The organism is Ideonella azotifigens (assembly GCF_021043325.1).
Classification (GTDB): domain Bacteria; phylum Pseudomonadota; class Gammaproteobacteria; order Burkholderiales; family Burkholderiaceae_C; genus Ideonella; species Ideonella azotifigens.
Map to the genome: position 1 here is coordinate 175,249 of NZ_JAJNKD010000008.1, position 21,397 is coordinate 196,645.

The 21,397-nt window shown below is 67.1% G+C and carries 20 protein-coding genes and 1 pseudogene; 13 read left to right on the plus strand and 8 right to left on the minus strand.

What is annotated here, in order from left to right; genetic code table 11:
• Positions 1 to 16 precede the first annotated feature (16 nt).
• The 3 genes from LRH25_RS18110 to LRH25_RS18120 are packed head-to-tail and all read right to left on the minus strand — an operon-like array spanning position 17 to position 3,112.
• A complete protein-coding gene (locus LRH25_RS18110; protein WP_141287254.1) occupies positions 17 to 721 on the minus strand; it encodes a class I SAM-dependent methyltransferase in 705 nt (234 codons plus the stop codon).
• Positions 714 to 2,051, minus strand: coding sequence for a hypothetical protein (locus tag LRH25_RS18115; RefSeq protein ID WP_141287255.1), 1,338 nt, complete (start codon positions 2,049 to 2,051; stop codon positions 714 to 716). The genes LRH25_RS18110 and LRH25_RS18115 overlap by 8 nt, the downstream gene beginning before the upstream one ends.
• A gap of 20 nt (positions 2,052 to 2,071) precedes the next feature.
• The gene (locus LRH25_RS18120; RefSeq protein ID WP_141287256.1) at positions 2,072 to 3,112 is read right to left on the minus strand and encodes a polysaccharide deacetylase family protein; all 1,041 of its coding nucleotides are present in this window, start codon (positions 3,110 to 3,112) and stop codon (positions 2,072 to 2,074) included.
• 359 nt (positions 3,113 to 3,471) lie between these two features.
• Between LRH25_RS18120 and flhD the strand changes: the two genes are divergently transcribed.
• The 9 genes from flhD to LRH25_RS18165 all read left to right on the plus strand — a co-directional run bounded on the left by flhD (position 3,472) and on the right by LRH25_RS18165 (position 11,826).
• The gene (gene flhD, locus LRH25_RS18125) at positions 3,472 to 3,795 is read left to right on the plus strand and encodes a flagellar transcriptional regulator FlhD (protein WP_141287257.1); all 324 of its coding nucleotides are present in this window, start codon (positions 3,472 to 3,474) and stop codon (positions 3,793 to 3,795) included.
• A 79-nt stretch (positions 3,796 to 3,874) separates the two neighbouring features.
• Positions 3,875 to 4,543 (plus strand): flagellar transcriptional regulator FlhC, encoded by a 669-nt coding sequence (flhC, locus tag LRH25_RS18130; protein WP_141287258.1) that lies wholly within the window; start codon positions 3,875 to 3,877, stop codon positions 4,541 to 4,543.
• Positions 4,544 to 4,907: 364 nt separating this feature from the next.
• Positions 4,908 to 5,765, plus strand: a complete 858-nt coding sequence (gene motA, locus LRH25_RS18135; RefSeq protein WP_141287259.1) for a flagellar motor stator protein MotA — start codon at positions 4,908 to 4,910, stop codon at positions 5,763 to 5,765.
• Between the two features lie 102 nt (positions 5,766 to 5,867).
• The gene (gene motB, locus LRH25_RS18140) at positions 5,868 to 6,806 is read left to right on the plus strand and encodes a flagellar motor protein MotB (RefSeq protein ID WP_141287260.1); all 939 of its coding nucleotides are present in this window, start codon (positions 5,868 to 5,870) and stop codon (positions 6,804 to 6,806) included.
• Between the two features lie 59 nt (positions 6,807 to 6,865).
• Complete coding sequence (gene cheY / locus LRH25_RS18145; protein ID WP_141287261.1) at positions 6,866 to 7,264, plus strand: chemotaxis response regulator CheY; 399 nt, start codon at positions 6,866 to 6,868, stop codon at positions 7,262 to 7,264.
• Positions 7,265 to 7,295: 31 nt separating this feature from the next.
• Positions 7,296 to 7,928 carry a protein phosphatase CheZ gene (locus LRH25_RS18150; RefSeq protein ID WP_211361353.1) on the plus strand — a complete coding sequence of 211 codons (633 nt, stop codon included), beginning with the start codon at positions 7,296 to 7,298 and terminating at the stop codon, positions 7,926 to 7,928.
• 80 nt (positions 7,929 to 8,008) lie between these two features.
• On the plus strand, positions 8,009 to 8,413 hold the full coding sequence (locus LRH25_RS18155; RefSeq protein ID WP_141287262.1) for a hypothetical protein: 405 nt from the start codon (positions 8,009 to 8,011) through the stop codon (positions 8,411 to 8,413).
• 272 nt (positions 8,414 to 8,685) lie between these two features.
• Positions 8,686 to 9,432: a class I SAM-dependent methyltransferase gene (locus LRH25_RS18160; RefSeq protein WP_231011871.1), complete on the plus strand. Its 747-nt coding sequence runs from the start codon at positions 8,686 to 8,688 to the stop codon at positions 9,430 to 9,432.
• Positions 9,433 to 9,597: 165 nt separating this feature from the next.
• Positions 9,598 to 11,826, plus strand: coding sequence for a hybrid sensor histidine kinase/response regulator (locus LRH25_RS18165; RefSeq protein ID WP_231011872.1), 2,229 nt, complete (start codon positions 9,598 to 9,600; stop codon positions 11,824 to 11,826).
• A gap of 23 nt (positions 11,827 to 11,849) precedes the next feature.
• Here LRH25_RS18165 and LRH25_RS18170 read toward each other — a convergent pair whose 3' ends face one another.
• The 5 genes from LRH25_RS18170 to LRH25_RS18190 all read right to left on the minus strand — a co-directional run bounded on the left by LRH25_RS18170 (position 11,850) and on the right by LRH25_RS18190 (position 16,658).
• Positions 11,850 to 12,653 carry a LytR/AlgR family response regulator transcription factor gene (locus LRH25_RS18170; RefSeq protein ID WP_141289662.1) on the minus strand — a complete coding sequence of 268 codons (804 nt, stop codon included), beginning with the start codon at positions 12,651 to 12,653 and terminating at the stop codon, positions 11,850 to 11,852.
• On the minus strand, positions 12,650 to 13,756 hold the full coding sequence (locus LRH25_RS18175) for a sensor histidine kinase (protein ID WP_141289663.1): 1,107 nt from the start codon (positions 13,754 to 13,756) through the stop codon (positions 12,650 to 12,652). The genes LRH25_RS18170 and LRH25_RS18175 overlap by 4 nt, the downstream gene beginning before the upstream one ends.
• A 64-nt stretch (positions 13,757 to 13,820) precedes the next feature.
• Positions 13,821 to 14,660 carry a DUF2306 domain-containing protein gene (locus LRH25_RS18180; protein ID WP_141289664.1) on the minus strand — a complete coding sequence of 280 codons (840 nt, stop codon included), beginning with the start codon at positions 14,658 to 14,660 and terminating at the stop codon, positions 13,821 to 13,823.
• Between the two features lie 211 nt (positions 14,661 to 14,871).
• Positions 14,872 to 15,510, minus strand: a complete 639-nt coding sequence (locus LRH25_RS18185) for a response regulator (RefSeq protein ID WP_141289665.1) — start codon at positions 15,508 to 15,510, stop codon at positions 14,872 to 14,874.
• Positions 15,507 to 16,658, minus strand: a complete 1,152-nt coding sequence (locus LRH25_RS18190) for a hybrid sensor histidine kinase/response regulator (protein WP_231011873.1) — start codon at positions 16,656 to 16,658, stop codon at positions 15,507 to 15,509. Before LRH25_RS18190 ends, LRH25_RS18185 begins: the two co-directional genes overlap by 4 nt.
• Positions 16,659 to 16,962: 304 nt before the next feature.
• Between LRH25_RS18190 and LRH25_RS18195 the strand changes: the two genes are divergently transcribed.
• From LRH25_RS18195 to LRH25_RS18210, 4 genes and pseudogenes are all read left to right on the plus strand, one after another.
• Positions 16,963 to 17,382, plus strand: a complete 420-nt coding sequence (locus tag LRH25_RS18195) for a hypothetical protein (RefSeq protein ID WP_231011874.1) — start codon at positions 16,963 to 16,965, stop codon at positions 17,380 to 17,382.
• Between the two features lie 66 nt (positions 17,383 to 17,448).
• Positions 17,449 to 17,811, plus strand: coding sequence for a response regulator (locus LRH25_RS18200; RefSeq protein ID WP_141291582.1), 363 nt, complete (start codon positions 17,449 to 17,451; stop codon positions 17,809 to 17,811).
• Between the two features lie 65 nt (positions 17,812 to 17,876).
• Positions 17,877 to 20,009: a chemotaxis protein CheA gene (locus LRH25_RS18205; RefSeq protein ID WP_231011875.1), complete on the plus strand. Its 2,133-nt coding sequence runs from the start codon at positions 17,877 to 17,879 to the stop codon at positions 20,007 to 20,009.
• Between the two features lie 304 nt (positions 20,010 to 20,313).
• A pseudogene (locus LRH25_RS18210) lies at positions 20,314 to 21,384 on the plus strand (methyl-accepting chemotaxis protein); the annotation flags it as partial.
• Positions 21,385 to 21,397 lie beyond the last annotated feature (13 nt).

Below are 21,397 nucleotides of genomic sequence, written 5' to 3' on the forward strand. Positions count from 1 at the left end.
CACGCTGCCCCTGCCTTCACCAGTTCAGCCGCTGCAGGTTCCCGTCGAACGGGTCGTCCAGGTCGTTGCTGGCGAACGGCAGGTTGGCCGGCAGGAAGGCCTTGAGGCGGCGGATGTCGCCGCAGTCGAAGGCGAGCTCGGGCACCTCGATGCTGCGCTTTTCGAGCAGCACCGAGATGTTGTAGCCGTACTGGCGCACGCGGGCCTGGCGGCAGTCGAAGCCGGCCAGCACCAGGCGGTACAGCAGCAGGCCGGCATTCCACAGGCTGACGTGGCCGCCCACGATCTGGTGTTTCATCGGCGGCACGCTGAGCGCCAGCACGCCGCTTTCGCGCAGCGCACCGTGCAGCCGGCCGAGGAAGCGCTGGGCGTCGAGCTGGTGTTCCAGCACGTGGCTGCACCAGACGCAGTCGTAGCGCTCGGGCAGCTCCAGCGTGTTGAAGTCGCCGATCACGCATTGCAGCTGCGGGCTGCGGCGCTCGAAGTAGACGGACTTGCCGTAGTCCACCGTGGTGACCTGCTTGCCGAACGCGAGGAAGACCTCGCTGTGCTCGCCGGCACCGCCGCCCACGTCCAGCACGCTATCGAAGTCGTAGTCGGACAGCAGCGTCCACAGCGCCAGGTCGGCAAACTGCGGGCGCTTCAGGCCCAGCACTTCGAAGCCGGGCAGGCGTTCGTCGGCGCGCGGGTCGTTGGCGGCGCGGGGGGAAAGCTCAGCCATTGACACGCAGCCCGGCGGGGCGTTCGGGGTGCTTGGGGCGTTCGGGCCGCTCGGGCCGGTTTACGCGGGCTGCAGTCTGGCGCATGACCACGCGCAGCGCATCCTTCAGGCCGTCCACTTCCTGGCGCAGGGTGTCGATCTGGTGGTGCGCCTGGGTCAGGGCCTGGCGCATGGTGTCGCTGCTGGCGCCATCGTCGCGGCGGCTGCCGTGCAAGGCGAAGACCTGGCGGTAGAAGTCGCTGTGGCGCGCGCTGTGGCTGGCATAGCCCCACCAGGTGTTGTGCAGTTCGCGCAAATGGTTGGGCCGCGGCGGGTGGCGCAGTGGATGCGCCCGCGACGCCTCGGGGTTCAATGCGGCAGCCCACATGGGCTCGCTGAGGAAATCGTGCGAGGCGATCTGCAGGTAGGCCTCGGGGCCATGCTCGGGCTGGAAGGCCGGCTGGCAGATCGGCGCCATCAGCGAGACGGCTTCCTTGCCGAACCACTGCGCTTCCTGCAGCACGCCAGAAGACAGGCCCACGAAACGCACCGGGCGCTCGCCGGCCATCAGCTCGTAGGTTTCGGCCGCGCAAAGCGGCACTGCGCGGCCGAGGATGCGTTCGAGCTGCTGGTGCTCGGCCGCGGCAAAACCGTGGGCCAGCGGGTGCGGTTTGTAGACCAGCCGCTCATTGCCGGCCAGTTGGCGCAGCGTGGTGGCATGGTCGGCCACGCGGGCAAAACGGCCCTGCGGGTTGATCAGCGAAGCGTCGGCCTCGGTCTGGCCGATGTAGATCCAGGCGCCGTCATACGGGCCAGCGGATTCGTCGTAGCGCTGGCGGTAGCGGACCTGTGCTGCCATCAGCGAGGCTTCGGAGAAGACCTCGTCCATGCGCTGGGCGTGCGGCAGCAGGCGGGCGTACAGGTCTGGCCGGTTGGTGCCCAGGGCCATGTACAGGTCGCTGGCAAAGCGCAGCGGCGACAGCCGCATGTCCAGCCAGGCGTGGCCACCCTGGTCCAGCGCCTGGCGCAGCCAGGCCGGCATTTCGTAGCCGACGATCAGCGCGCCTTCGGGCACGTGGGCGTTCAGGTAGTCGGCCGCAGGGGCCGGGATGCCCAGGTACAGCGCGGCCCAGTCGTGCGCACCGGAGCCGGCGCCGCACAGGCGCAGGAAGTGCGCGGTGTCGAAACCGGGCTTCAGGTTGTGGCGCTGGCCGCGGCGCGGCGACTTGCCCAGGTCCATGCCGGTGGCATGGAAAACGGGCACGCGGATCAGGTCGTACATGAACTCCTTGGCCGGCCAGAAGGCGTCGCGGCTGAGGTCGTCCAGGCAGGCGATGGTGGTGTAGTGCATGCGCGTGAGCAGTGAGGGTTTCAGCGGGCGTGCAGGCCGAAGGACTGCATCGGCGAGGCGACCGTGTGGATGGGCGCGGGTGTCGGCGCTGGCGGGGCGGCCGGCGCTGTCGCAGCCTGCTTGGCGGCCGGCTTCTTGAAGCGCATGCCGGTGGGCTTGACGGCGCGTTCCAGCAGCGAGCTGATCAGCGAGCGCGGGTAGCGCAGCCGGTTCTGCTGGCCGCCGCCCCAGTACTGGTAGTGTTGGCCGAGGTAGCGCGTGACCTGCAGCGCCGTCACCGGCACCTGGCTGCAGGACGACAGCAGCGCCTGCAGCATCAGCTCCATCTCTTCCTCGGACTCGCCGATGGCGATGGCGTCGCCGTTCTGCAGCAGGCCGCCGTAGTTGATCTGGAAGTCGCCGTTGGCGTCGATGAAATGGCTGGCGCAGGTGATCCAGTCTTCCTGCAGCGCGGTCAGGCCGGCCTGCTGGTTGAACTTGTAGTTCGGCCCGCCCAGCGGCCGGGTGTGCTTGACCGGCACGTCGTCGAGGATGGCCACGCGGCCGAGCTTGCTCATGCGCGGCCAGACGCTGTCCAGCCCGTAGCCGCTGATGTTGCCGGCCAGCGTGGGAAATACCCGCGCCAGCATGTCGATGGACAGCACCGGCGCCATGATCTCGACGAAGTTGGTGAAGCGCAGCTGGAATTCGGCGTGCTGCAGCGTGATGGGGTGCACGAAGTAGGAATCGGGCGTCAGCGCGGGCTGGGCCAGTTCGAGCTGCAGTTCGTCGCAGGTGGTGAACATGCGCGAAACCTGCTCGGGCACGCAGAGCAGGTCGTCGTCCGGCATCCAGACGTAGCGGTACTTCGAAATGAGTTCCCAGTTGGCCGCCAGCGTGCGTTCCAGGCCGGGGTACTTCGGGCCTTTTTGCATGTGGACAAAGACCGCACCGGGCGCCTGGGGGTGTTCATCGCCGAACCAGGACAGCGCATAGTCGAAGTTCTGCTGCTCCAGGCGTTCGATGGTGTGCGGATGCAGGGAGCCGGGACCCGCGCGGTAGAGGATCAGATAGGGTTTCACGGAGGCGCTCCTGGGTTGTCTCTGGCTGGCATGTGGCGCCATGCGGGCGGGCCGCGAGGCGTGAAGCCAGTCTAGGAGCGCACTTGAGCCGGCAAAGCGCTGATGTGAACGCGCTTTTCGGGGCATCTCGCGGCTGCACAAGTGGCCCGCGGTTTGCCCGGAGAGGGCGGGTTTTGGGCGCTTTGCAGGAGACCCTGCCGCCAGCGTGTAGGAATTTGCCTGACACGCGGATAGTGAAAACGGGGACTCAAGCCGCGGAAGTACCCCGATGTTTCTGCTTTGTATCCATCCCTACAGTTCACTCCATCGCATCTTGATCTTCACCCGGCAAGCCGCCAGCCACTCTTAGGAGCAGACACATGGACACCAACCAAATCCTCGCCGAGATCCGCGAAGCCAACCTGTCTTACCTGATGCTGGCCCAGAGCCTGATCCGCTCAGACCGCGAACAAGCCCTGTTCCGCCTGGGTGTTTCGGAAGAGACCGCCAACCTGATCAGCGCGCTGACCCCGGCGCAGATGATGAAGATCGCCACCGGCAACACGCTGCTGTGCCGCTTCCGCATGGACGACGACCTGGTCTGGGGCCTGCTGACCAGCCACGGCAAGTCGGCCTCGAACGACAGCGTGTCTCGCCTGCATGCCTCGATCCTGATGGCCGGCCGCCATCAAGAGGCGGCCTGACCTGATGTCCCTGGTCCGGCGGGTTGCCGGACAGCCTTGACACCGATACAGATCAAATCAACAGGACGGAGAGAAGACCATGGCCCGCAGCAAAAGCATCCTGACAGAAGCACGGCAGATCGAACGTGCCGTCATCCTGATCAACCTGGGCGCCCGCCTGCAGGTGCTGGAATCTGAAACCGACCTGTCCTACGAGCGCCTGCTGCGCCTGTACAAGGAAGTCTCTGGCAAGAGCCCGTCCAAGGGCCAGTTGCCCTTCTCCACCGACTGGTTCATGACCTGGCAGCCCAACATCCACGCCAGCCTGTTCCTGAACATCCACGAGTACCTGAACAAGACCTCGGAACTCGAAGAGATCGACACCGTCATCAAGGCCTACCAGCTCTACCTGGAGCAGACCGCTTCGCAAGGCCTGGAGCCCATGCTCTCCGTCACCCGCGCCTGGCGCCTGGTCAAGTTCGTCGACAACGGCATGCTGACCATGACCAAGTGCACCGGCTGCGGCGGCCATTACGTGACCCACCCGCACGAGATCGCCCGCCACTTCATCTGCGGCCTGTGCAACCCGCCGGCCCGCGCCGGCAAGGGCCGCCAGGCAGGCGCCCTGCAGCTGCCCAGCGCGGCCGAGCGCGTGCAGCAAAGCCAGCAGGAAGCCAGCGCCCTTGCCGCAGCGGCCGCCGCAGCAGACGAAGCGGACCTGGTGCTCAGCAACGGCAAGGTGATCGATTCGTCGGCCGAAGCCCACTGACGCCACCGCCACCCTGACCCCCACCGAATTCCCGACCCGGCAGCAATTTCCCTGGCATCAACCCGAGCCCGGCTCAAGTTCACGCCGCCGCTGCCGAAGAACCCCTTACGCAGTGCTTGCTTCCCGCAGGACCCCGCTGCAGCGTTTCATGCTTGTCTCCTCCTAGCACTCCCCTGTGCTTTCCTGGCGGACTCCCTGGCGGAGCCCGCCATTTTTCTTTGGGGAGGCGACTTCGCTGCCTGTCGCCGTGGCTTTGGGCTGCTTTTCCGCCTTTCCGCAAGTCTCAAGCCGGCGATGCTCAGCGCCGATATGTTCGCCAAGGGTCGCACTCCTGGCGACTCCACGAGATTCGGAACTCCACACCATGTTCGTCATCGTCGGTTGGCTGCTCGCCATCGGTTGCATCTTCGGCGTGTACATCGCGCACGGGGGCAACATCGGGGTGATCCTGCACGCCCTGCCCTTTGAAATGCTGACCATCTTTGGTGGCGCGATTGGCGCCATGGTGGCCAACAACCAGCCCAAAGTGCTGAAGGCCACGATGAAGGGGCTGGGTGCCTGCTTCAAGGGCTCGAAGTACTCCAAGGCCCGCGCGATGGAGCTGCTGGCGCTGCTGTTCGAGATCCTGCAGAAGGCCCGCAAGGAAGGCCTGATGTCGATCGAGAAGGATGTGGAAGATCCGCACAACTCGCCGCTGTTCCAGAAATTCCCGGTGGTGGGCCATGACCACCACGTGACCGAATTCATCACCGACTACCTGCGCATGATGGTCTCGGGCAACCTGAATGCCCACGAGATCGAGTCGCTGATGGACACCGAACTCGAAACCCACCACCACGAGGCGCACGGCGCTTCGGCGGCCATCGCCCGGCTGGCCGGCGCGCTGCCCGCCTTCGGCATCGTGGCTGCGGTGCTGGGTGTCGTGAACACCATGGGCTCGGTGGGCCAGCCGCCCGCGGTGCTGGGCGGCATGATCGGCTCGGCGCTGGTCGGTACCTTCCTGGGCATCTTGCTGGCCTACGGCTTTGCCGAACCGCTGGCGGGCCTGCTGGAACAGAAGATCGACGAAGACGGCAAGGAACTGCAATGCATCAAGACCACGCTGCTGGCCTCGATGCAGGGCTACGCACCGCAGGTCGCCATCGAATTCGGCCGCAAGGTCCTGTACTCCACCGAGCGCCCGACCTTCGGCGAGCTCGAAAGCCACGTCAAGAAGAAATGACAGCCCCCAAGACGCTGAGTACAGCGTCGCCCCCCCGAGGGGGAGCGGCTGCCTTGGGGCGGCCCGGCGGCAGCCAACTCTTCACCAACGGAGACCTGAGCCATGGCGGGTGATGCGAAAAAGCTCCAGCCCATCATCATCAAGCGCGTCAAGAAGGGCGGCCATGGCGCCCATGGCGGCGCCTGGAAGATCGCCTACGCCGACTTCGTGACGGCGATGATGGCCTTCTTCCTGCTGATGTGGCTGCTGGGCTCCACGACCGAGGGCGACAAGAAAGGCCTGCAGGACTTCTTCCAGTCGCCGCTGAAGGTGGCGATGGGCGGTGGCTCCGGTGCCGGCGATGCGTCGTCCGTCATCAAGGGCGGCGGCGAGGACCTCACCCGCAGCGGCGGCCAGGTCAAGCGCGGCGACATCGAAGCCGGCAAGCGCACCTTCAACCTGCAGGCGCTGAAAGCCGAGCAGCTGCGCGCCGAGGCCGGGCGGCTGCAGGAACTGAAGGCCAACATCGAGCAGCGCATGGGCGCCAGCGAGAAGCTCAAGGCCCTGTCCTCGCAGATCCGGCTGGACATGACACGCGACGGGCTGCGCATCCAGATCGTCGACGACCAGAACCGGCCGATGTTCGACTCCGGCAGCGCCATCGTCAAACCCTACATGCGAGAACTCCTGCGCGCGATCGGCGAGGTCTTGAGCGACGTGCCCAACCTGCTGACCGTGGAAGGCCACACCGATGCCACCCCCTTCCCCGGCGGGGAACGCGGCTACAGCAACTGGGAGCTCTCGGCCGACCGGGCGAACGCTTCGAGACGGGAGCTGATGGCCGGCGGCCTTGCCGAAAACCGCGTGCTGCGGGTGCAGGGCCTGGCCTTCAGCCAGCCCTTCAACCGGCAGGACCCCACTGACCCGAGCAACCGCCGCATCTCGATCATCGTGATGAACCGGGAAGCCGAAGACCGTGTGTTCAAGACCGCGCCGGAGCCTCTGCCGGAAGCCGCGCCGGCCACGGCGCCGGAGGCGGCCGAAGAAAAGCCTTCACATTGAACTCAAGTGTGCCCACCCCCCGCCGATAACGCTCTCAAGACCGCCGAGAGGAACCCGACATGAGCAACCCCACCGACCTGAAATTCCTTGTTGTTGACGATTTCTCCACCATGCGGCGCATCGTGCGCGGCCTGTTGAAGGAAATGGGCTGCAACAACGTCGAGGAGGCCGAAGACGGCCAAGTCGCGTTGAACATCCTGAAAGGCGCGAAGTTCGACTTCGTCGTCAGCGACATCAACATGCCCAACATGAACGGCTTCGACCTGTTGAAGGCCATCAAGGCCGACGACACCCTGAAGCACCTGCCGGTGCTGATGGTGACTGCCGAAGCGCGCAAGGAAGACATCGTGCTGGCCGCCCAAAGCGGCGCCGCCGGCTACATCGTCAAGCCTTTCACCAAGGCAACGCTGGAAGAAAAAGTCCAGAAGATCATGCAGAAGCTGGCCGCCACGGCCTGATGCGATCACCCCAAACAACAGGGACCCAGCCATGAAAATGGAAGATCTGACCGCCGTGGCACCCGTCGAGCCCTTGATGGTCTCGCCGGAAGTGTTTCAGCAACTCGGCAACATCACCCGCGTGCTGCACGACACCATGCAGCAACTGGGCGTGATGCCCAAGCTGCAAACCGCCACAGACGGCCTGCCCGACGCCCGCAGCCGGCTGACCTACATCGCCACCAAGACAGCAGAAGCCGCCAACAAGGTGCTGAACTCGGTCGACCAGGCCAAGACCGACCATGCCCGCATCACCGAACTGACGCGCGACATGGCAGCGGCCATCGTGGCCGACCCGGTTCGCGCCGTGGCCTCCGGCTCGGTGATGAATTTCGTCAAGGAAGTCGAAGGCGCCACTTCGCGCATCGACAACCACCTGACCGACATCATGATGGCGCAGGACTTCCATGACCTGACCGGCCAGGTGGTGGCCAAGGTGGTGACGCTGGCCAACGACCTGGAAGACAGCTTGGTCAAGCTGCTGGTGCAAGTCATTCCGCCGGAACAGCGCGAGAAGATCGAGCCGCAGATGCTGCAAGGCCCGGTGGTGAACGCCGAAGGTCGCACCGACGTCGTCACCAACCAGGGTGAAGTCGACGATTTGCTGGCCAGCCTGGGCTTCTGAGCCCCGCCTGCATCCACCTGACAAACGCGCCCCAGCCCGGGCGCGTTTTGCCATCCGCCGCCCTCCTTCCCGCCACGCCCATGAGCGACACAGCAGACCCCGCTGCCGCCGCAGCAACCGCCGAAGCAGAAGACCTTGACGCACCCGTGGCGCAGGCCCTGGCCTGGCTGCTGCCGCAGCACCGGGCCACGCCAGCCGACGCGCTGCAACGCATCCGCGTGATCTGCCAACGGGCCGGCAGCGAGCTCTACCCCGCGCTGCTGCTGGTGCTGGCCACGCATCAGTCGGTGCCGCGCGAGATCCTGGCCGCTGCCATCAAGCAGTTCCGCCGCGACTGCGACGCCTTCAGCCGCGAAGACGTCTGCGGCCTGCTCAACGGCATCGCCAACGGCGGCTTCCAGGGCTTTGACGTCATCCTGCGCACCCGCAAGACCGGGGAAAAGAAGTCCTCCGGCTTCTCCTGGATCCGCGAGGATGATCAATGATGGGGCACCCGGTCCCAGGTGATACCTGAGACCACCCGCCGAGCGGGTTGCGCGGCCGCCTTGAGGCGGCTCGGCGCCGGCCGCTTAATGGGGCACCCGGTCCCGCGGGTACGCGGGACCACCCGCCGAGCGGGTTGGCGCAGCCGCCTTGAGGCGGCTCGGCGCCGGCTGCTTCCCGCGCGCAAACCACGGTTTGTCGCCTTGAAACGACCCGGCAAACACCGGGTTCTCCAACGGCTGCACACGCAGCACCTCGCCACAATCATCGCCAGATGCTGATCTGGCCGCTTCCCGCCTTGCTGACCTGGCTTGCTGCCTGGGGTTTGTTCCTCGGGCTGCCGGCGCTGGGCGTGGCCGGGTTGGCGGCGTTTGTGATCGCGGCGGTGCTGGGCTGTGGCGCTGCACTGCTGGCCCGCCGGCAGACGCTGTGGCGCCAGGGTTTCATCGCGCTGGGCTTTCCGCTGTCGCTGCTGGCCCTCGGCGGCGCCGGCCTGCCGGGCTGGCTCTGGCTGCTGCCGCTGGGCGGTTTGCTGCTGCTCTACCCGCTGCGCAGCTGGCGTGACGCGCCGCTGTTCCCCACTCCCGAAGCCGCGCTGCAAGGCCTGGCACGCACCGCGCCCCTGCCCGCCGAAGCCTCGCTGCTGGAAGCCGGCTGCGGCCTGGGCGACGGCCTGCGCGCCTTGCGCGCCGAATACCCGCAAGCCCGCCTGTTGGGCCTGGAATGGAGCTGGCCGTTGCGCCTGTTGTGCGACTGGCGCTGCCGCCGCGCCGGCCTGCAGGCGCAAGTCAGGCGTGCCGACATCTGGGCCTGGGACTGGTCGGCCCACCAGCTCGTGTACCTGTTCCAGCGGCCCGAAAGCATGCCCCGTGCGGTGGCCAAGGCCGAGCGGGAACTGCAGCCTGGCGCGTGGCTGGTCAGCCTCGAATTCGAGGCCACGGAACTGGTGCCCAAGGCCAGGCTCGAAAGCGTGGCCGGCAAGCCGGTGTGGCTGTACCAGGCGCCGTTCAAGCGGCGCTGAAAGCGCCCCGTCCGCAGCCCGCGGCCATTCGTCCACTGCCGTGAGGACTGGCTGACCATTCTTCGACCATGGCCTTCCACCGCAAGCGCAAGCTCAACGACACTGCATCCAACCATTCGGCTACCGGCCCATGACACAAGACTTGATGGCACCGGAGACAGTTGTTTGCACACCCGTGCCCATGTGCTGAAGCATTTCGCCAAGCTGATGCTTCCCTTCGGTGCCCTGACCTGCGCGTTGGCAGGCGTGGCGCTGTGGCGCGGGCTGGACTATGAGGAAGACAGGGCGCTGTTCGCCGAGCAGTCGGCCGCGCTGCGCGGCGCCACTGCGCTGACCGAATCGCTCGCGCCTGTCTTCCGGCACGTGCGCTCGCTGACCCAGGAAGACCCGGTGCGCCAGACCCTCGCCCACCCGGACGACACGCAGCCCATGGCCAAGGCCTTCCACAGCCTGCTGCAACGCAACCCGAACTACCAGCAGGTGCGCTGGCTGGACACCTCCGGCCGCGAGCGGGTGCGCATGCAGCTGGTCGACGGCAAGCCGCAGCGGGTCCAGGTCGAGTCCGAGCTGCAGGACAAGTCCGAACGCTACTTCGTCAAGGAAGCCCGGGTGATGCCGCCAGGGGCGATCTACCTGTCGCAGGTGGACGCCTACCAGGAGCACGGCAAGGTGCAGCTGCCGCTGCGCCTGGTGCTGCGGGTGTGCATCGGCGTGGCCGACGACGCCGGCAAGCCGCTGGGCCTGCTGATCATCAACCTCGATGCCAACGCGATCTTCGCCACGCTGGACCGCACGTCCACCGTCGGCAACCGCCAGCTGCTGCTGGTGGACGACCAGGGCCGCTGGCAACGCGAGTTCCGCGCGCCAGCGACGGCCGACGCCCCGCGCATTGCCGACTTCGGCAACCAGCACCGCGGGCTGTGGTCACGCCTCCAGGCCGAGCGCGAAGGCACGGCCATCGACAGCGGGCTGTGGGCCTGGCGCAGCATGGACCCGATGGCGATGGACCAGGCGCCGCAACAGTCGCACAACATGCGCTGGGTGGTGCTGACCTACCGGCCAATGGGGGAGCTGCAGGCCACCCGCCTGCGGCTGACGCTGGGCGTGCTGGGCTTTGCCGCCTTGACCCTGTCCATGCTGGCCTTCCTCTGCTGGCGGCTGGCCAAGGAGCGCGGCCTGCTGGTGCAGGCCAGGCAGGATGCCGAGAGCGCTGCCCGCACCAAGGCCGCCTTCCTGGCCAACATGAGCCACGAGATCCGCACCCCGCTGCACGCGGTGGTCGGCATGACGCTGCTGCTCAAGCGCAGCCCCTGCACGCCGCAGCAATCCGAGCGGCTGGAACGCATCCACAGCGCCGCCGGCCATCTGCTGGCGCTGCTGAACAACATCCTTGATGCCTCCAAGCTCGAAGCCGGCGGCCTGCAGCTGGAGGCGGTGGATTTCTCGCTGCCGGCGCTGCTGGACTCGGTGGTCTCGCTGGTCACACCGGCCGCCGAGACCAAGGGCCTGTCGCTCAGCGTGGACCACCGCGACTGCCCGGACTGGCTGCGCGGCGACCCGCTGCGCCTGCGCCAGGCCTTGCTGAACTACGCCAACAACGCCGTCAAGTTCACCGAGCGCGGCGGCATCTCGCTGAATGCCCGGTGCCAGCCGCTGCCCGAGGATCCGCAGCGGCTGGAATTGCTGCTGGAGGTGGAGGACACCGGGCCGGGCATCGCGCCCCAGGTGCTGGCCCGACTGTTCGGCGAGTTCGAGCAGGCCGATGAAACCGTCGTGCGCCGCTTCGGCGGCACCGGGCTGGGCCTGGCCATCACCCGCAAGCTGGCGCGCTGGATGGGCGGCGAAGCCGGCGCCACCAGCGAGCCCGGTCGCGGCAGCGTGTTCTGGCTGCGGGTGCCGATGCAGCGCGGCCAGCCGGTGACCACGGCCACGCTCTCCAGCGGCGAAAACCACGGCGCCGACCAGTTGCTGCGCCAGCGCCATCCCGGCGCCCGCGTGCTGCTGGCCGAAGACAACCCGGTGAACCGCGAGATCGCCTGCGAATTCCTGGCCCATGCCGGCCTGCAGGTCACCGCGGTGGACGATGGCGCCAAGGCGCTGGACCTGGCCCTGGCCAAGGACTTCGACCTGCTGCTGCTGGACATGCAGATGCCCGAGCTCGACGGCCTGGAAGTGGCCCGCCGCCTGCGCGCCGGGCGCGCCGCCCCGCCGCATGTGCCCATCCTCGCCCTCACCGCCAACGCCTTCGACAGCGACCGCCAGGCCTGCCTGGCCGCCGGCATGGACGACTTCATCACCAAGCCGGTCAACCCCGAGCACCTGTACCTGATGCTGCTGCGCTGGCTGGACCATGGCAAGCAGGAGCGCGAGCACTACGCGCAAGTGGCGCAGTGAACCGAAGCGTAGCGCCAAACGCCCTACATCTGCCGGAACAGGTGCAGGAAGCTGCGACTGACTGGCAGCACCTCGCTGCGGTCCTTCAGATGGATGTCGGCGGTCTCGTGCAAGCCGCGGGTCACATGGCTGATCGCAGACAGATTCACCACCACCGAGCGGTGCACCTGAGCAAAGCAGGCCGTGTCGAGTTGCGGCAGCAGTTCCTTCAGCGGCGTGCGCAGCAAGGCCTCCGCAGGCTGGCCAGTTTCGCTGCGCCAGGCCACCAAGGTGTACTTCTCATCGGCCCGAAGAAAGTCGATCTGCTCGACCGGAATCAGTCTCAATGACTGACCCACCCCGGCGCGAAGCCAGCGCAACGGCGCCGCGCCGATACCGGCGGTTTGCTCCCGGCGCTGCAGCAAGCCCGCCAATTGCCGCAACATGACTTCGATGCCAGGCCCCGGCACCTCGACCATCCTCAGGCGCTCCTTCAGCCGGGCCACCGTCTCGGCCAGCCGGGCCGCTTCGACCGGCTTGACCAGGTAGTCCAGCACCCCATGCTCGAAGGCCTTCAGCGCGTAGTGATCGAAAGCAGTGACGAACACGAGATGGGCACGCCGGCCGATCTGCCGCGCCGCCTCCAGGCCTGAAATGCCCGGCATCTGCACGTCGAGAAAGCAAATGTCCGGCTGCAGGGCCTCGACTCCTGCCAGCGCCTCGCGGCCATTGCGGGCCTGCGCCACGACCAACAGCTCGGGCCAGACCTGGGCCAGCATCAGCGCCAGCTCATCACGCAACAGTGGCTCGTCATCGGCGATCAGCGCCGTCGGGCGTCGATCAGTCATGGCGCACCAAGCCCGGACTCGGACTCTTCAGCGGTTTCAGCTGGGAACTCCAGTTCAGCACAGACACCATGCGGCATCAATGCGGTCAAACTCAGCCGGGCATCGCCTGCAAAGGCCAGCAGCATCCTCTCGCGCAACATCGCCAATCCGGTGCCTGGCGGGTCACTGCCGCCGCACTGCAGGCCCACACCGGTGTCCAGGACACGGGCGGTGCAGCGTTGCCCGCGCCGCGATATGCAGACCTCGATCCGTCCCCCCTCCTCGCTGGGGTCGATGCCATGCCGTACTGCGTTTTCCACCAGCGACAGCAGCGCCATCGCCGGGCAGCGCAATGCCGTCGTGGTCTCGTCTGCATGTACCGCGTAGTGGAGGCGGTCGGGCATGCGCATGTGCATCAATGCCAGGTAGGCACGTACCAGCGCCAACTCCTGCGCCACGGTGGCGCTGGGCTCGTTCAGCCTCGGCACTGCGGCACGCAGATAGGCAATCAGGCTGTCGAGCAACGCTGGCGCCCGCGGCGAGCCCACATTCACAAGCGCCCGCACGTTGGCCAGCGTATTGAACAGGAAATGCGGCTGCACCTGCGCCTGCAGAAGCCGCAACCGGGCATCCAGCGCCTGGCGCTGCAGTTCACTGCGCTCCAGCTCGAAGCCCAGCGCCAGGTGGCGGGCCAGTCCTTCGCGCTGCCGCACCATGGCACCAAGCGCCAGCCAGGGCCCGAACAGCACGCCGCAAAAACACAGCGTGCGAAAACCGTTCAGCCGCGTCGGCTCCTGCAAGAGTTGCGGATCGCCGCCGGAAGTCAGCCACATGGCCGCATAGGCACCGATCGGCGCCGCCACCACGACACCCAGCAGTTGCAGCACCCAGCGCGCAAGCCATGCCGGCAGCCGCACCGGCCACTGCTCGACCCAGCCGTAGGCCAGCATCATCGCCAGCCCGGTGACCACCGCGCGCGCCACCCAGGCCAACAGCGGAGTGACGGTGGAACCCACCCCGAACACCAGGCCGAACGGCAACGTGGCGAACAGCACGAAGCGCACCCGCCGCCACGCCACCAGGCGCCGCAGGCAAGAAGCTGGCAGATCCGAAATGGCGTTCATGCCTTGAGCATAGGGGAGCGGCGGTGCGGGCGCGCGTCAGGCTGCCCGCAAGAAGCGGGCGGCGTCAGCGCAGTCTCGGCAGCCACATCAACATGGCGGCCGCGCCGATCCCCAGCGCGGTCAGCAAGGTGATCACGCCCAGGCCCGCAGCCATCGCCAGGCGGCCCCGCGACCCGGCCTGGGCACGCACCCGGAAATAGATCTCCAGCACCGACAACGGCAGCAGGTACTGCGCGAAGGCGAGAAACGTCAGGAAGGGCCCCTGGAAGCTGCGCGGATCAAAGCCCGCGGGCCCGCGGTTCAGCACCAGCCAGGCCATCAGCCCGATGCGGAAAAACCACACGCCCGCCACCGCCAAGTAGAGCCGCAGCGCCCAGCGCCGATGGCTGTCGAATCGACGGGCCACCGCGTCCCGTCCGGCCAGTGCGGCAAAGGTCAGGATCAACAAGGCATTGACGCAAATGGCCAGGTGCTGGGAGGTATCACCCACGCCCTGGCGGGTGCCCACGATGAACAGCCCGCCCAGGCTCATCACCACCGCCGAGAACAGGTAAACCCGCCCGTTCCAACGATGCAGCGCCGGCGCCCGCCGCCGCACTTGCGGCAGCAGCTGGATCGCGCCGCCCACGATGATCAGCACTGCAAACAGCAGATGCGAAGCGACCACCCCATTGCCCAGCGTGTCGCCCGGGACCAGGCCACTCGGCAGTGTCTGGTTCCAACGAGAAGTCTGGCCATCCGCCACGGCACGGCCGTAGAACACCGCCACGTAGCCCGCAAACATCAGCTGGCCGACCACCGCCACAACGCACCAGCCTGCCGCGGCTGCCTTCAGCACAGCCGTCGGCCAGCAAGCGGCAGGCGCAGAGAAGGCCTGGGATGGGTGGCGAATGGAAGGCGGCATGGCATCGACTCCTGCGGTTGGGCCGGCCACCCGGCGCGCAGTGCAACGGGCGATGGCGAACAACCCAGTGTGCCGAGCGAGCGGATGCGCCGAAAGCGCCATGGGACGGACCACTGCGCGGCGGCTTCGAGCCACGCCAGATGCGGATGAACTGCGCCCTGCCTGCAGCCGTTACACCTGAATCGCGCTTTGCGGGTCCGGTACCGGCGGTCTACTCGCCAACCAAGCCATTGCGAATCGCGTAGACCGTCAGCTCGGAGTTGTTGCCCAGCGCCAGCTTTTCCAGCACCCGGGCGCGGTAGACGCTGACCGTCTTGGGGGACAGCGTGAGTTCGGTGGCGATGTCGGACAGGCGTTTGCCGGAGGCGATCATCACCAGGGTTTGCAGCTCACGGTCGGAGAGCTTTTCGTGCGGGCTCTCGTGCTGGTCGTCCTTGCCGATGTTCTCGGCCAGCAGCTGGGCGATTTCCGGGGTGATGTACTTGCGGCCCTGGGCCACTGTGCGCACCGCCTGCACCAGCACCGCCGGGTCGCCACCCTTGTTGACGTAGCCGTGCGCGCCGGCCTTCAGCGCGCGGATGGCGTACTGGTCCTCGGGGTACATGCTGACCACCAGCACCTTGACCTGCGAGCCTTCGTCCTTCAGCACGTGCAGCACGTCCAGGCCGCTGCGGCCGGGCATGTTGATGTCCAGCACCAGCACGTCGCAGGTGTCCTTGCGCAGCAGGGCGCGCAGCTCACCATAGTCGCCGGCCTCGCCAATGACTTCGAGGTCAGGCGCATCGGCCAGGGTGTCGCGGATGCCGCGGCGGATCAGGGCGTGGTCGTCACAAACAATGACGCGGGTCATAGGCTTCCCCAGGCGGACGGGTCGTGCGGCCCATGGTCGTCGTCCTCGTCGCCGGGGAGGGTCGGGATGGCATCGGGCTGCAGTGGCACCGAGAGTATCAGCGTTGTGCCGGTCGGGCCGCTGGAAAGGTCGACCCAGCCACCCACCGTGGAGGCCCGCTCGTGCAGCCCGCGAATGCCGAAGCTGCGTGTCTTGGCCAGGTCCTCGCCGGACAGGCCCTTGCCGTTGTCGCTCACTTCCAGTGACAACACGTCCTGCGCCAGCGACAGGTCCAGCCGCACCTTGCTGGCCTGGGCATGCTTGCTGACGTTGGTCAGCGCTTCCTGCGCGGTGCGGTAGGCCACCAGCGGCACGCCGGCTGGCAGCACCGGGTTGTCCTGGCTGGTGCGGAACTCGGTGGTGATCCCGGTGCGCTTCTCGAAGCGGCTGGTCATCCACTGCAGCGCGGCCACCAGGCCCTGCTCCAGGATGGCCGGGCGCAGGTTATGCATGATGCGCTGGCTGGCTTCCAGCGCATGGGTCACGGTCTCGATCGAGGTTTCCAGCCTGGCCTTGAGTTCCGGCGGCGTGCTGGCCTGGCGCGCCATCCAGGCCAGCTCGAACTTCAGCGCGCTCAAGCCGCCGCCCACGTCGTCGTGGATCTCGCGGGCAATCGCCGCGCGTTCCATCTCCACGCTGGTCTGCAGGTGCTGGGCCAGTTCGGACAGGCGCTGGCGCGACGCGGCCAGCTCGCGGTCGGCCCGCTGGCGGGCGCGCAGCGTCTGGTGCGCGGCAATCGCGTGCTCGACCGCCGGCACCAGCCTGGCCAGCTTGGCCTTGAGCAGGTAGTCGCTGGCGCCATCGCGCATGGCCTGCACCGCCACGTCCTCACCGATTTCGCCGGAAACCAGGATGAAAGGCAGCTGCAGCCCCATGCCGCGCACGATCTCCAGCGCCTTCAGCCCGGAGAAGCCGGGCAGGTTGTAGTCGGAGATGAGGGCGTCCCAGGGCTGGCCCAGGGCGGCGCGAAAACCGGGCTCGGTGTCGACCCGCAAGGTTTCGACCTGCAGCCCGCCTCGTTGCAAATGGGCCATGACCAGCGCATGGTCAAGGTCGGAGTCTTCCAGGTGCAGCACCCGCAGCGGGCGGCTCGGATCAGGAACAGCCATTGCTGAAGTATGAACCAGCGCTCGGGGGCCTCGACCGGCGGCGCCCAAGTTTTCTCGCGACTCGGGTGGCGCTCGCTGGCCCTTAATCACGAAATACGCCCTCTTTCTACCTGTGATCGGGTCAACCTCAGGGGGTCTCGTGCCGAAAAATCACTGGCAACTCCTCCACTGACTGTGTCTGTGGGAGGCCGAGTGGCGTGTCGCCCGGCCGGTCCCGAAATAGGGGGAGAACGGAAAAAACTGCCCTGGAGCAACGATGCAGACAATTGAAGTCCAAGTGCCTGATGCGGGAGGAGGTCCCGGCATGCCATTGCTGGCGGCCGCCGACCTCCAGGATCACCTCATGGTGGCCAGCAACGACCTCGAACGCCTGCAGCGGCTGCTGGACGATGCGAGTGAAACGCTGTCCGGGCATTTTTACGGCGCCAGCAGCCAGCTGAACGACGTGATGAGCGCATTGAAAGCGCTGCCCGACCTCGACGGCAGCATGCATGTCGCCATGCAGAACCTGGCCGGCGCGATCACCGCGCTGCAGTTCCATGACATGGCCACCCAATTGATTTGCCACACCCAGAAGCGGCTGCGCAGTTGCGCTGACCGCATCGCCCGTGACGCCATGGGGGATGAAGACGAAGACGGGATGGCGATCGTGGAGGACGGCCCCGGCCGCCCCAACCCGGTGACCCAGGACGAAATGGACGCCGGTTCCATCGATCTGTTCTAGCCCCTCTTCCAACCCGTTCCGCACCTCAGCCTCAGCCCCCCTTAAAGAAATTCTCGGAGAAAAGCGATGCACTCGATTCTTGCCGTTGACGATTCCCCCTCGATGCGCCAAATGGTGGCGTTCACCCTGAAGAACGCCGGTTTCAACGTGGTTGAAGCCGTGGATGGCCAGGACGCCTGGGAGAAGGCCGGCCAGCGCGACTTCAACCTGGTGCTGACCGACCAGAACATGCCCCGCATGGACGGCATCAGCCTGACCAAGAAGCTGCGCGAGAACCCCAAGTTCAAGGCCACGCCCATCCTGATCCTGACCACCGAGTCCAGCGACCAGATGAAGCAGGCCGGCCGCGCCGCCGGTGCCACCGGCTGGCTGGTCAAGCCTTTCGACCCCGCCAAGCTGATCGAGGTGATCGGCAAGGTCATTCGCTGACCTCACCGGTCCACGTTCCGGTCTGACCGGAGCAGCAGAAGTATCAAGATCAGGAGCTTGCAAAAATGGGCGAGACCTCGCACGACAACGGCACCAACGATGGCATCGATCTGAGCCAGTTCTACCAAGTCTTCTTTGAGGAAGCTGGTGAGAACCTGGAAGCGATGGAGCAGAAGCTGCTCGAGCTGGACATCACCGCAGCCGACGACGAGGAGATGAACGCCATCTTCCGTTGCGCGCACTCGGTCAAGGGCGGCGCTGCCACCTTCGGTTTTTCCGACGTGGCCGAATTGACCCACCAGATGGAGACCCTGCTGGACAAGCTGCGCCGCCACGAGCTGCAGCCGACCTCACAGATGGTCGACGTGCTGCTGTCCGCAGGCGACGCCCTGAAGAGCCTGCTGGCCCGCCACCAGGGCTCAGGCGCCGCGGCGCTGGACACTTCCGAGCTGGTGGCCCACATCCGCGCGCTGGCCGAAGGCCGCGGCGCGTTCGCGCCGGCAGCTGCCGCCACCCCGGCGGCTGCGGCTGCGCCGGTTGCGGCCCCTGCGCCCGCGCCGCTGGTCAGCGGTGTGCGCATGCTGGAGCTGACGGTCGGCCCGCTGGACCACCCTGAAGAGGCCGACAGCATTGCCGACCTGTTCAAGGAAATCACCAACCTCGGCACGATCGAGCCGCTGGACGCCGGCCGCTCGGCCGACGGCATGCGCCGCTTCAAGATCATGACGACGTCCGCCGACGGCGATCTGCTGGACCTGTTCACCTTCCACGTGGCCCGCGAGCAGCTGAAGCTTTCGCCGCTGGGCGATGGCTTCGGCTTCCACGAGGGCGCACCGGGCGCACCCGAAGCGTCTGCCAACGCCAACCAGGACCTGGGCTACGGCTTCTTCGACGACGCCCCTGGCGCGCCGCAGGAAAGCACCGCCGCCGCACCGGCCGCAGCCCCCGCGCCCAGCGCCGAGGTGTCTGTCGTCGCCACGCCGGTGGCCCAGCGCCCGACCGCTCGCGCCGAAGCCAAGGCCGCTGCCGGCCCCGAGTCCAGCACGCTGCGCGTCTCGATCGAAAAGGTCGACCAGCTGATCAACCTGGTGGGCGAGCTCGTCATCACCCAGGCCATGCTGGCCCAGAACAGCCGCGCCGTGGACCAGCAGATCAACCAGCAGCTGCTGTCCGGCCTGGCCGACCTGGAACGCAACACCCGCGACCTGCAGGAAGCGGTGATGTCGATCCGCATGATTCCGATGTCGGTCGTGTTCAACCGCTTCCCGCGCATGCTGCGCGACCTGGCGGCCAAGCTCGACAAGAAGGTCGACCTGGTCACGCAGGGTGAAGCCACCGAACTGGACAAGGGCTTGGTCGAGAAGATCACCGACCCGCTGACCCACCTGGTGCGCAACAGCTGCGACCACGGCATCGAATCGCCGGCAGACCGGGCCGCCAAGGGCAAGCCTGAGAACGGCACCGTGACCCTGGTCGCTTCCCACCAGGGCGGCTCCATCGTGATCGAAGTGCGCGACGACGGCCGCGGCCTGAACCGCGCCAAGCTGCTGAGCAAGGCCCGCGAACGCGGCATCGACGCACCCGATTCGATGACCGACCAGGAGGTCTACGGCCTGATCTTCGCGCCGGGCTTCTCGACCGCCGACCAGGTGACCGACGTGTCCGGCCGCGGCGTCGGCATGGACGTGGTCAAGAAGAACATCACCTCGCTGGGTGGCACGGTCGAGATCGACTCGGCCGAAGGCTACGGCATGAGCGTCAAGGTCCGGCTGCCGCTGACCCTGGCCATCATGGACGGCATGAGCATCGGCGTCGGCGAGGAGTGCTACATCCTGCCGCTGTCCTCGGTGGTCGAATCGTTCCAGATCGAGCCGGGCATGATCAAGACCATTGGCGGCTCGGGCCGCGTGGTCGAGGTGCGTGACGAGTTCATGCCGGTGATCGACCTGGAGAAGGTCTTCGAGGTGCCGCGCTTCGACTTCGAGAACGTCTCGAACATCATGGTCGTGGTGGAAGCCGAAGGCGGCCGCGTGGCCCTGCTGGTCGACGAACTGCTGGGCCAGCAGCAAGTCGTGGTGAAGAACCTGGAAGCCAACTACCGCAAGGTCAACGACGTCTCGGGCGCCACCATCATGGGCGATGGCCGCGTCGCGCTGATCCTGGACATCGGCTCGCTGGTGCGCCGCTCGCGGCACTGATCCCCGCTCCAGCGCCGAAGCGCCTCCACCTGCGCCCTGATCGGCGCAGGCCTGCCTCCTCCTGCTCCCCATCCAGCCCACTCCTATGCTGTCATTCCTCTCGGCCAAGCAGCGTGCACTGCTGGTGCTCGGCTTCATCGCAGCCGGCCAGGCCTGTGTCGCGACCGGCCTGTCGCTTGGCTGGACCACGACCGCCGTGCTCGCCTCCAGCCTGACCCTGAACGCCGTGGCTGCTGCGATCTACGTCGGCAGCCTGATGGTGATCCGTCAGTTCAACGTGCATTTCTGCGGCCTGGTGCGCAACCTGTCCAAGGGCGACCTGTCTCAGGAAATCCGCCCGGTCAATGCGAACCCGGAAACCGCCGTGCTGCTGGGTCTGCTGTCCGAGCTGCAGGCCGAACTGCGCCGCTCGATCACCTCGATCCGCACCGGCGCCGACGGCGTGACCGTGGCCGCCAGCGAGATCGCCACCGGCAACCAGGACCTGTCCTCGCGCACCGAGCAGACCGCCTCCAGCCTGCAGCAGGCTGCCAACTCCATCTCCGAGCTGACCGGCACCGTGCGCCAGAGCGCCGACGCTGCAGCCCAGGCCAACCAACTGGCCAGCTCAGCCGCCGAGGTGGCGCGCCGCGGCGGCGACGTGGTTTCGCAGGTCGTCTCGACCATGGGCGAGATCAGCACCAGCTCGAAGAAGATCGCCGACATCATCGGCGTGATCGATGGCATCGCATTCCAGACCAACATCCTGGCGCTGAACGCGGCCGTCGAAGCGGCACGCGCCGGCGAACAAGGCCGCGGCTTCGCGGTCGTGGCCGGCGAAGTGCGCAGCCTGGCCGGCCGCTCGGCCGAGGCCGCGCGTGAAATCAAGACCCTGATCGGCGCCTCGGTCGAACGTGTCGAAAGCGGCACCCGCCTGGTGCAGGACGCCGGCTCGACCATGACCGAGATCGTCTCCAGCGTGCAGCGCGTGTCCGACATCATTGGCGAGATCAGCGCCGCCGCCAGCGAACAAAGCAGCGGCATCGGCCAGGTCAACAGCGCCGTGACCCAGCTCGACCAGATGACGCAGCAAAACGCTGCGCTGGTGGAAGAGTCTGCCGCCGCTGCCGAGAGCCTGAAGGAACAGGCTTCGCGCCTGGCTGGCGTGGTCGCCAACTTCCGGCTGCAGGACCAGGCTGGTGCGGCGCAAGCGGCGCCCAAGCCCGCACCGCCTGCCGCCGCGAAGACGGTCGCCCGCCCCGCCGCCGCACACAAGCCGGCGGCCAGGCCTGTGACTGCCCGCGCACCTTCGCCTGCGCCCGCACGCGCCGCTGCGCCGCCCCCGGCGGCCCGCGTGCCCGCGCCCGCAGGTGACGACGACTGGGCCAGCTTCTGACACCACTGCAGCG

What these genes read in the sequence shown, in the direction of transcription:
- LRH25_RS18110 (WP_141287254.1), bottom strand. Translation starts at nt 721, where the DNA reads ATGGCTGAGCTTTCCCCCCGCGCCGCCAACGACCCGCGCGCCGACGAA.
- LRH25_RS18115 (WP_141287255.1), bottom strand. Translation starts at nt 2,051, where the DNA reads ATGCACTACACCACCATCGCCTGCCTGGACGACCTCAGCCGCGACGCC.
- flhD (WP_141287257.1), top strand. Translation starts at nt 3,472, where the DNA reads ATGGACACCAACCAAATCCTCGCCGAGATCCGCGAAGCCAACCTGTCT.
- flhC (WP_141287258.1), top strand. Translation starts at nt 3,875, where the DNA reads ATGGCCCGCAGCAAAAGCATCCTGACAGAAGCACGGCAGATCGAACGT.
- motA (WP_141287259.1), top strand. Translation starts at nt 4,908, where the DNA reads ATGTTCGTCATCGTCGGTTGGCTGCTCGCCATCGGTTGCATCTTCGGC.
- motB (WP_141287260.1), top strand. Translation starts at nt 5,868, where the DNA reads ATGGCGGGTGATGCGAAAAAGCTCCAGCCCATCATCATCAAGCGCGTC.
- cheY (WP_141287261.1), top strand. Translation starts at nt 6,866, where the DNA reads ATGAGCAACCCCACCGACCTGAAATTCCTTGTTGTTGACGATTTCTCC.
- LRH25_RS18150 (WP_211361353.1), top strand. Translation starts at nt 7,296, where the DNA reads ATGAAAATGGAAGATCTGACCGCCGTGGCACCCGTCGAGCCCTTGATG.
- LRH25_RS18155 (WP_141287262.1), top strand. Translation starts at nt 8,009, where the DNA reads ATGAGCGACACAGCAGACCCCGCTGCCGCCGCAGCAACCGCCGAAGCA.
- LRH25_RS18160 (WP_231011871.1), top strand. Translation starts at nt 8,686, where the DNA reads ATGCTGATCTGGCCGCTTCCCGCCTTGCTGACCTGGCTTGCTGCCTGG.
- LRH25_RS18170 (WP_141289662.1), bottom strand. Translation starts at nt 12,653, where the DNA reads ATGACTGATCGACGCCCGACGGCGCTGATCGCCGATGACGAGCCACTG.
- LRH25_RS18175 (WP_141289663.1), bottom strand. Translation starts at nt 13,756, where the DNA reads ATGAACGCCATTTCGGATCTGCCAGCTTCTTGCCTGCGGCGCCTGGTG.
- LRH25_RS18180 (WP_141289664.1), bottom strand. Translation starts at nt 14,660, where the DNA reads ATGCCGCCTTCCATTCGCCACCCATCCCAGGCCTTCTCTGCGCCTGCC.
- LRH25_RS18185 (WP_141289665.1), bottom strand. Translation starts at nt 15,510, where the DNA reads ATGACCCGCGTCATTGTTTGTGACGACCACGCCCTGATCCGCCGCGGC.
- LRH25_RS18190 (WP_231011873.1), bottom strand. Translation starts at nt 16,658, where the DNA reads ATGGCTGTTCCTGATCCGAGCCGCCCGCTGCGGGTGCTGCACCTGGAA.
- LRH25_RS18195 (WP_231011874.1), top strand. Translation starts at nt 16,963, where the DNA reads ATGCCATTGCTGGCGGCCGCCGACCTCCAGGATCACCTCATGGTGGCC.
- LRH25_RS18200 (WP_141291582.1), top strand. Translation starts at nt 17,449, where the DNA reads ATGCACTCGATTCTTGCCGTTGACGATTCCCCCTCGATGCGCCAAATG.
- LRH25_RS18205 (WP_231011875.1), top strand. Translation starts at nt 17,877, where the DNA reads ATGGGCGAGACCTCGCACGACAACGGCACCAACGATGGCATCGATCTG.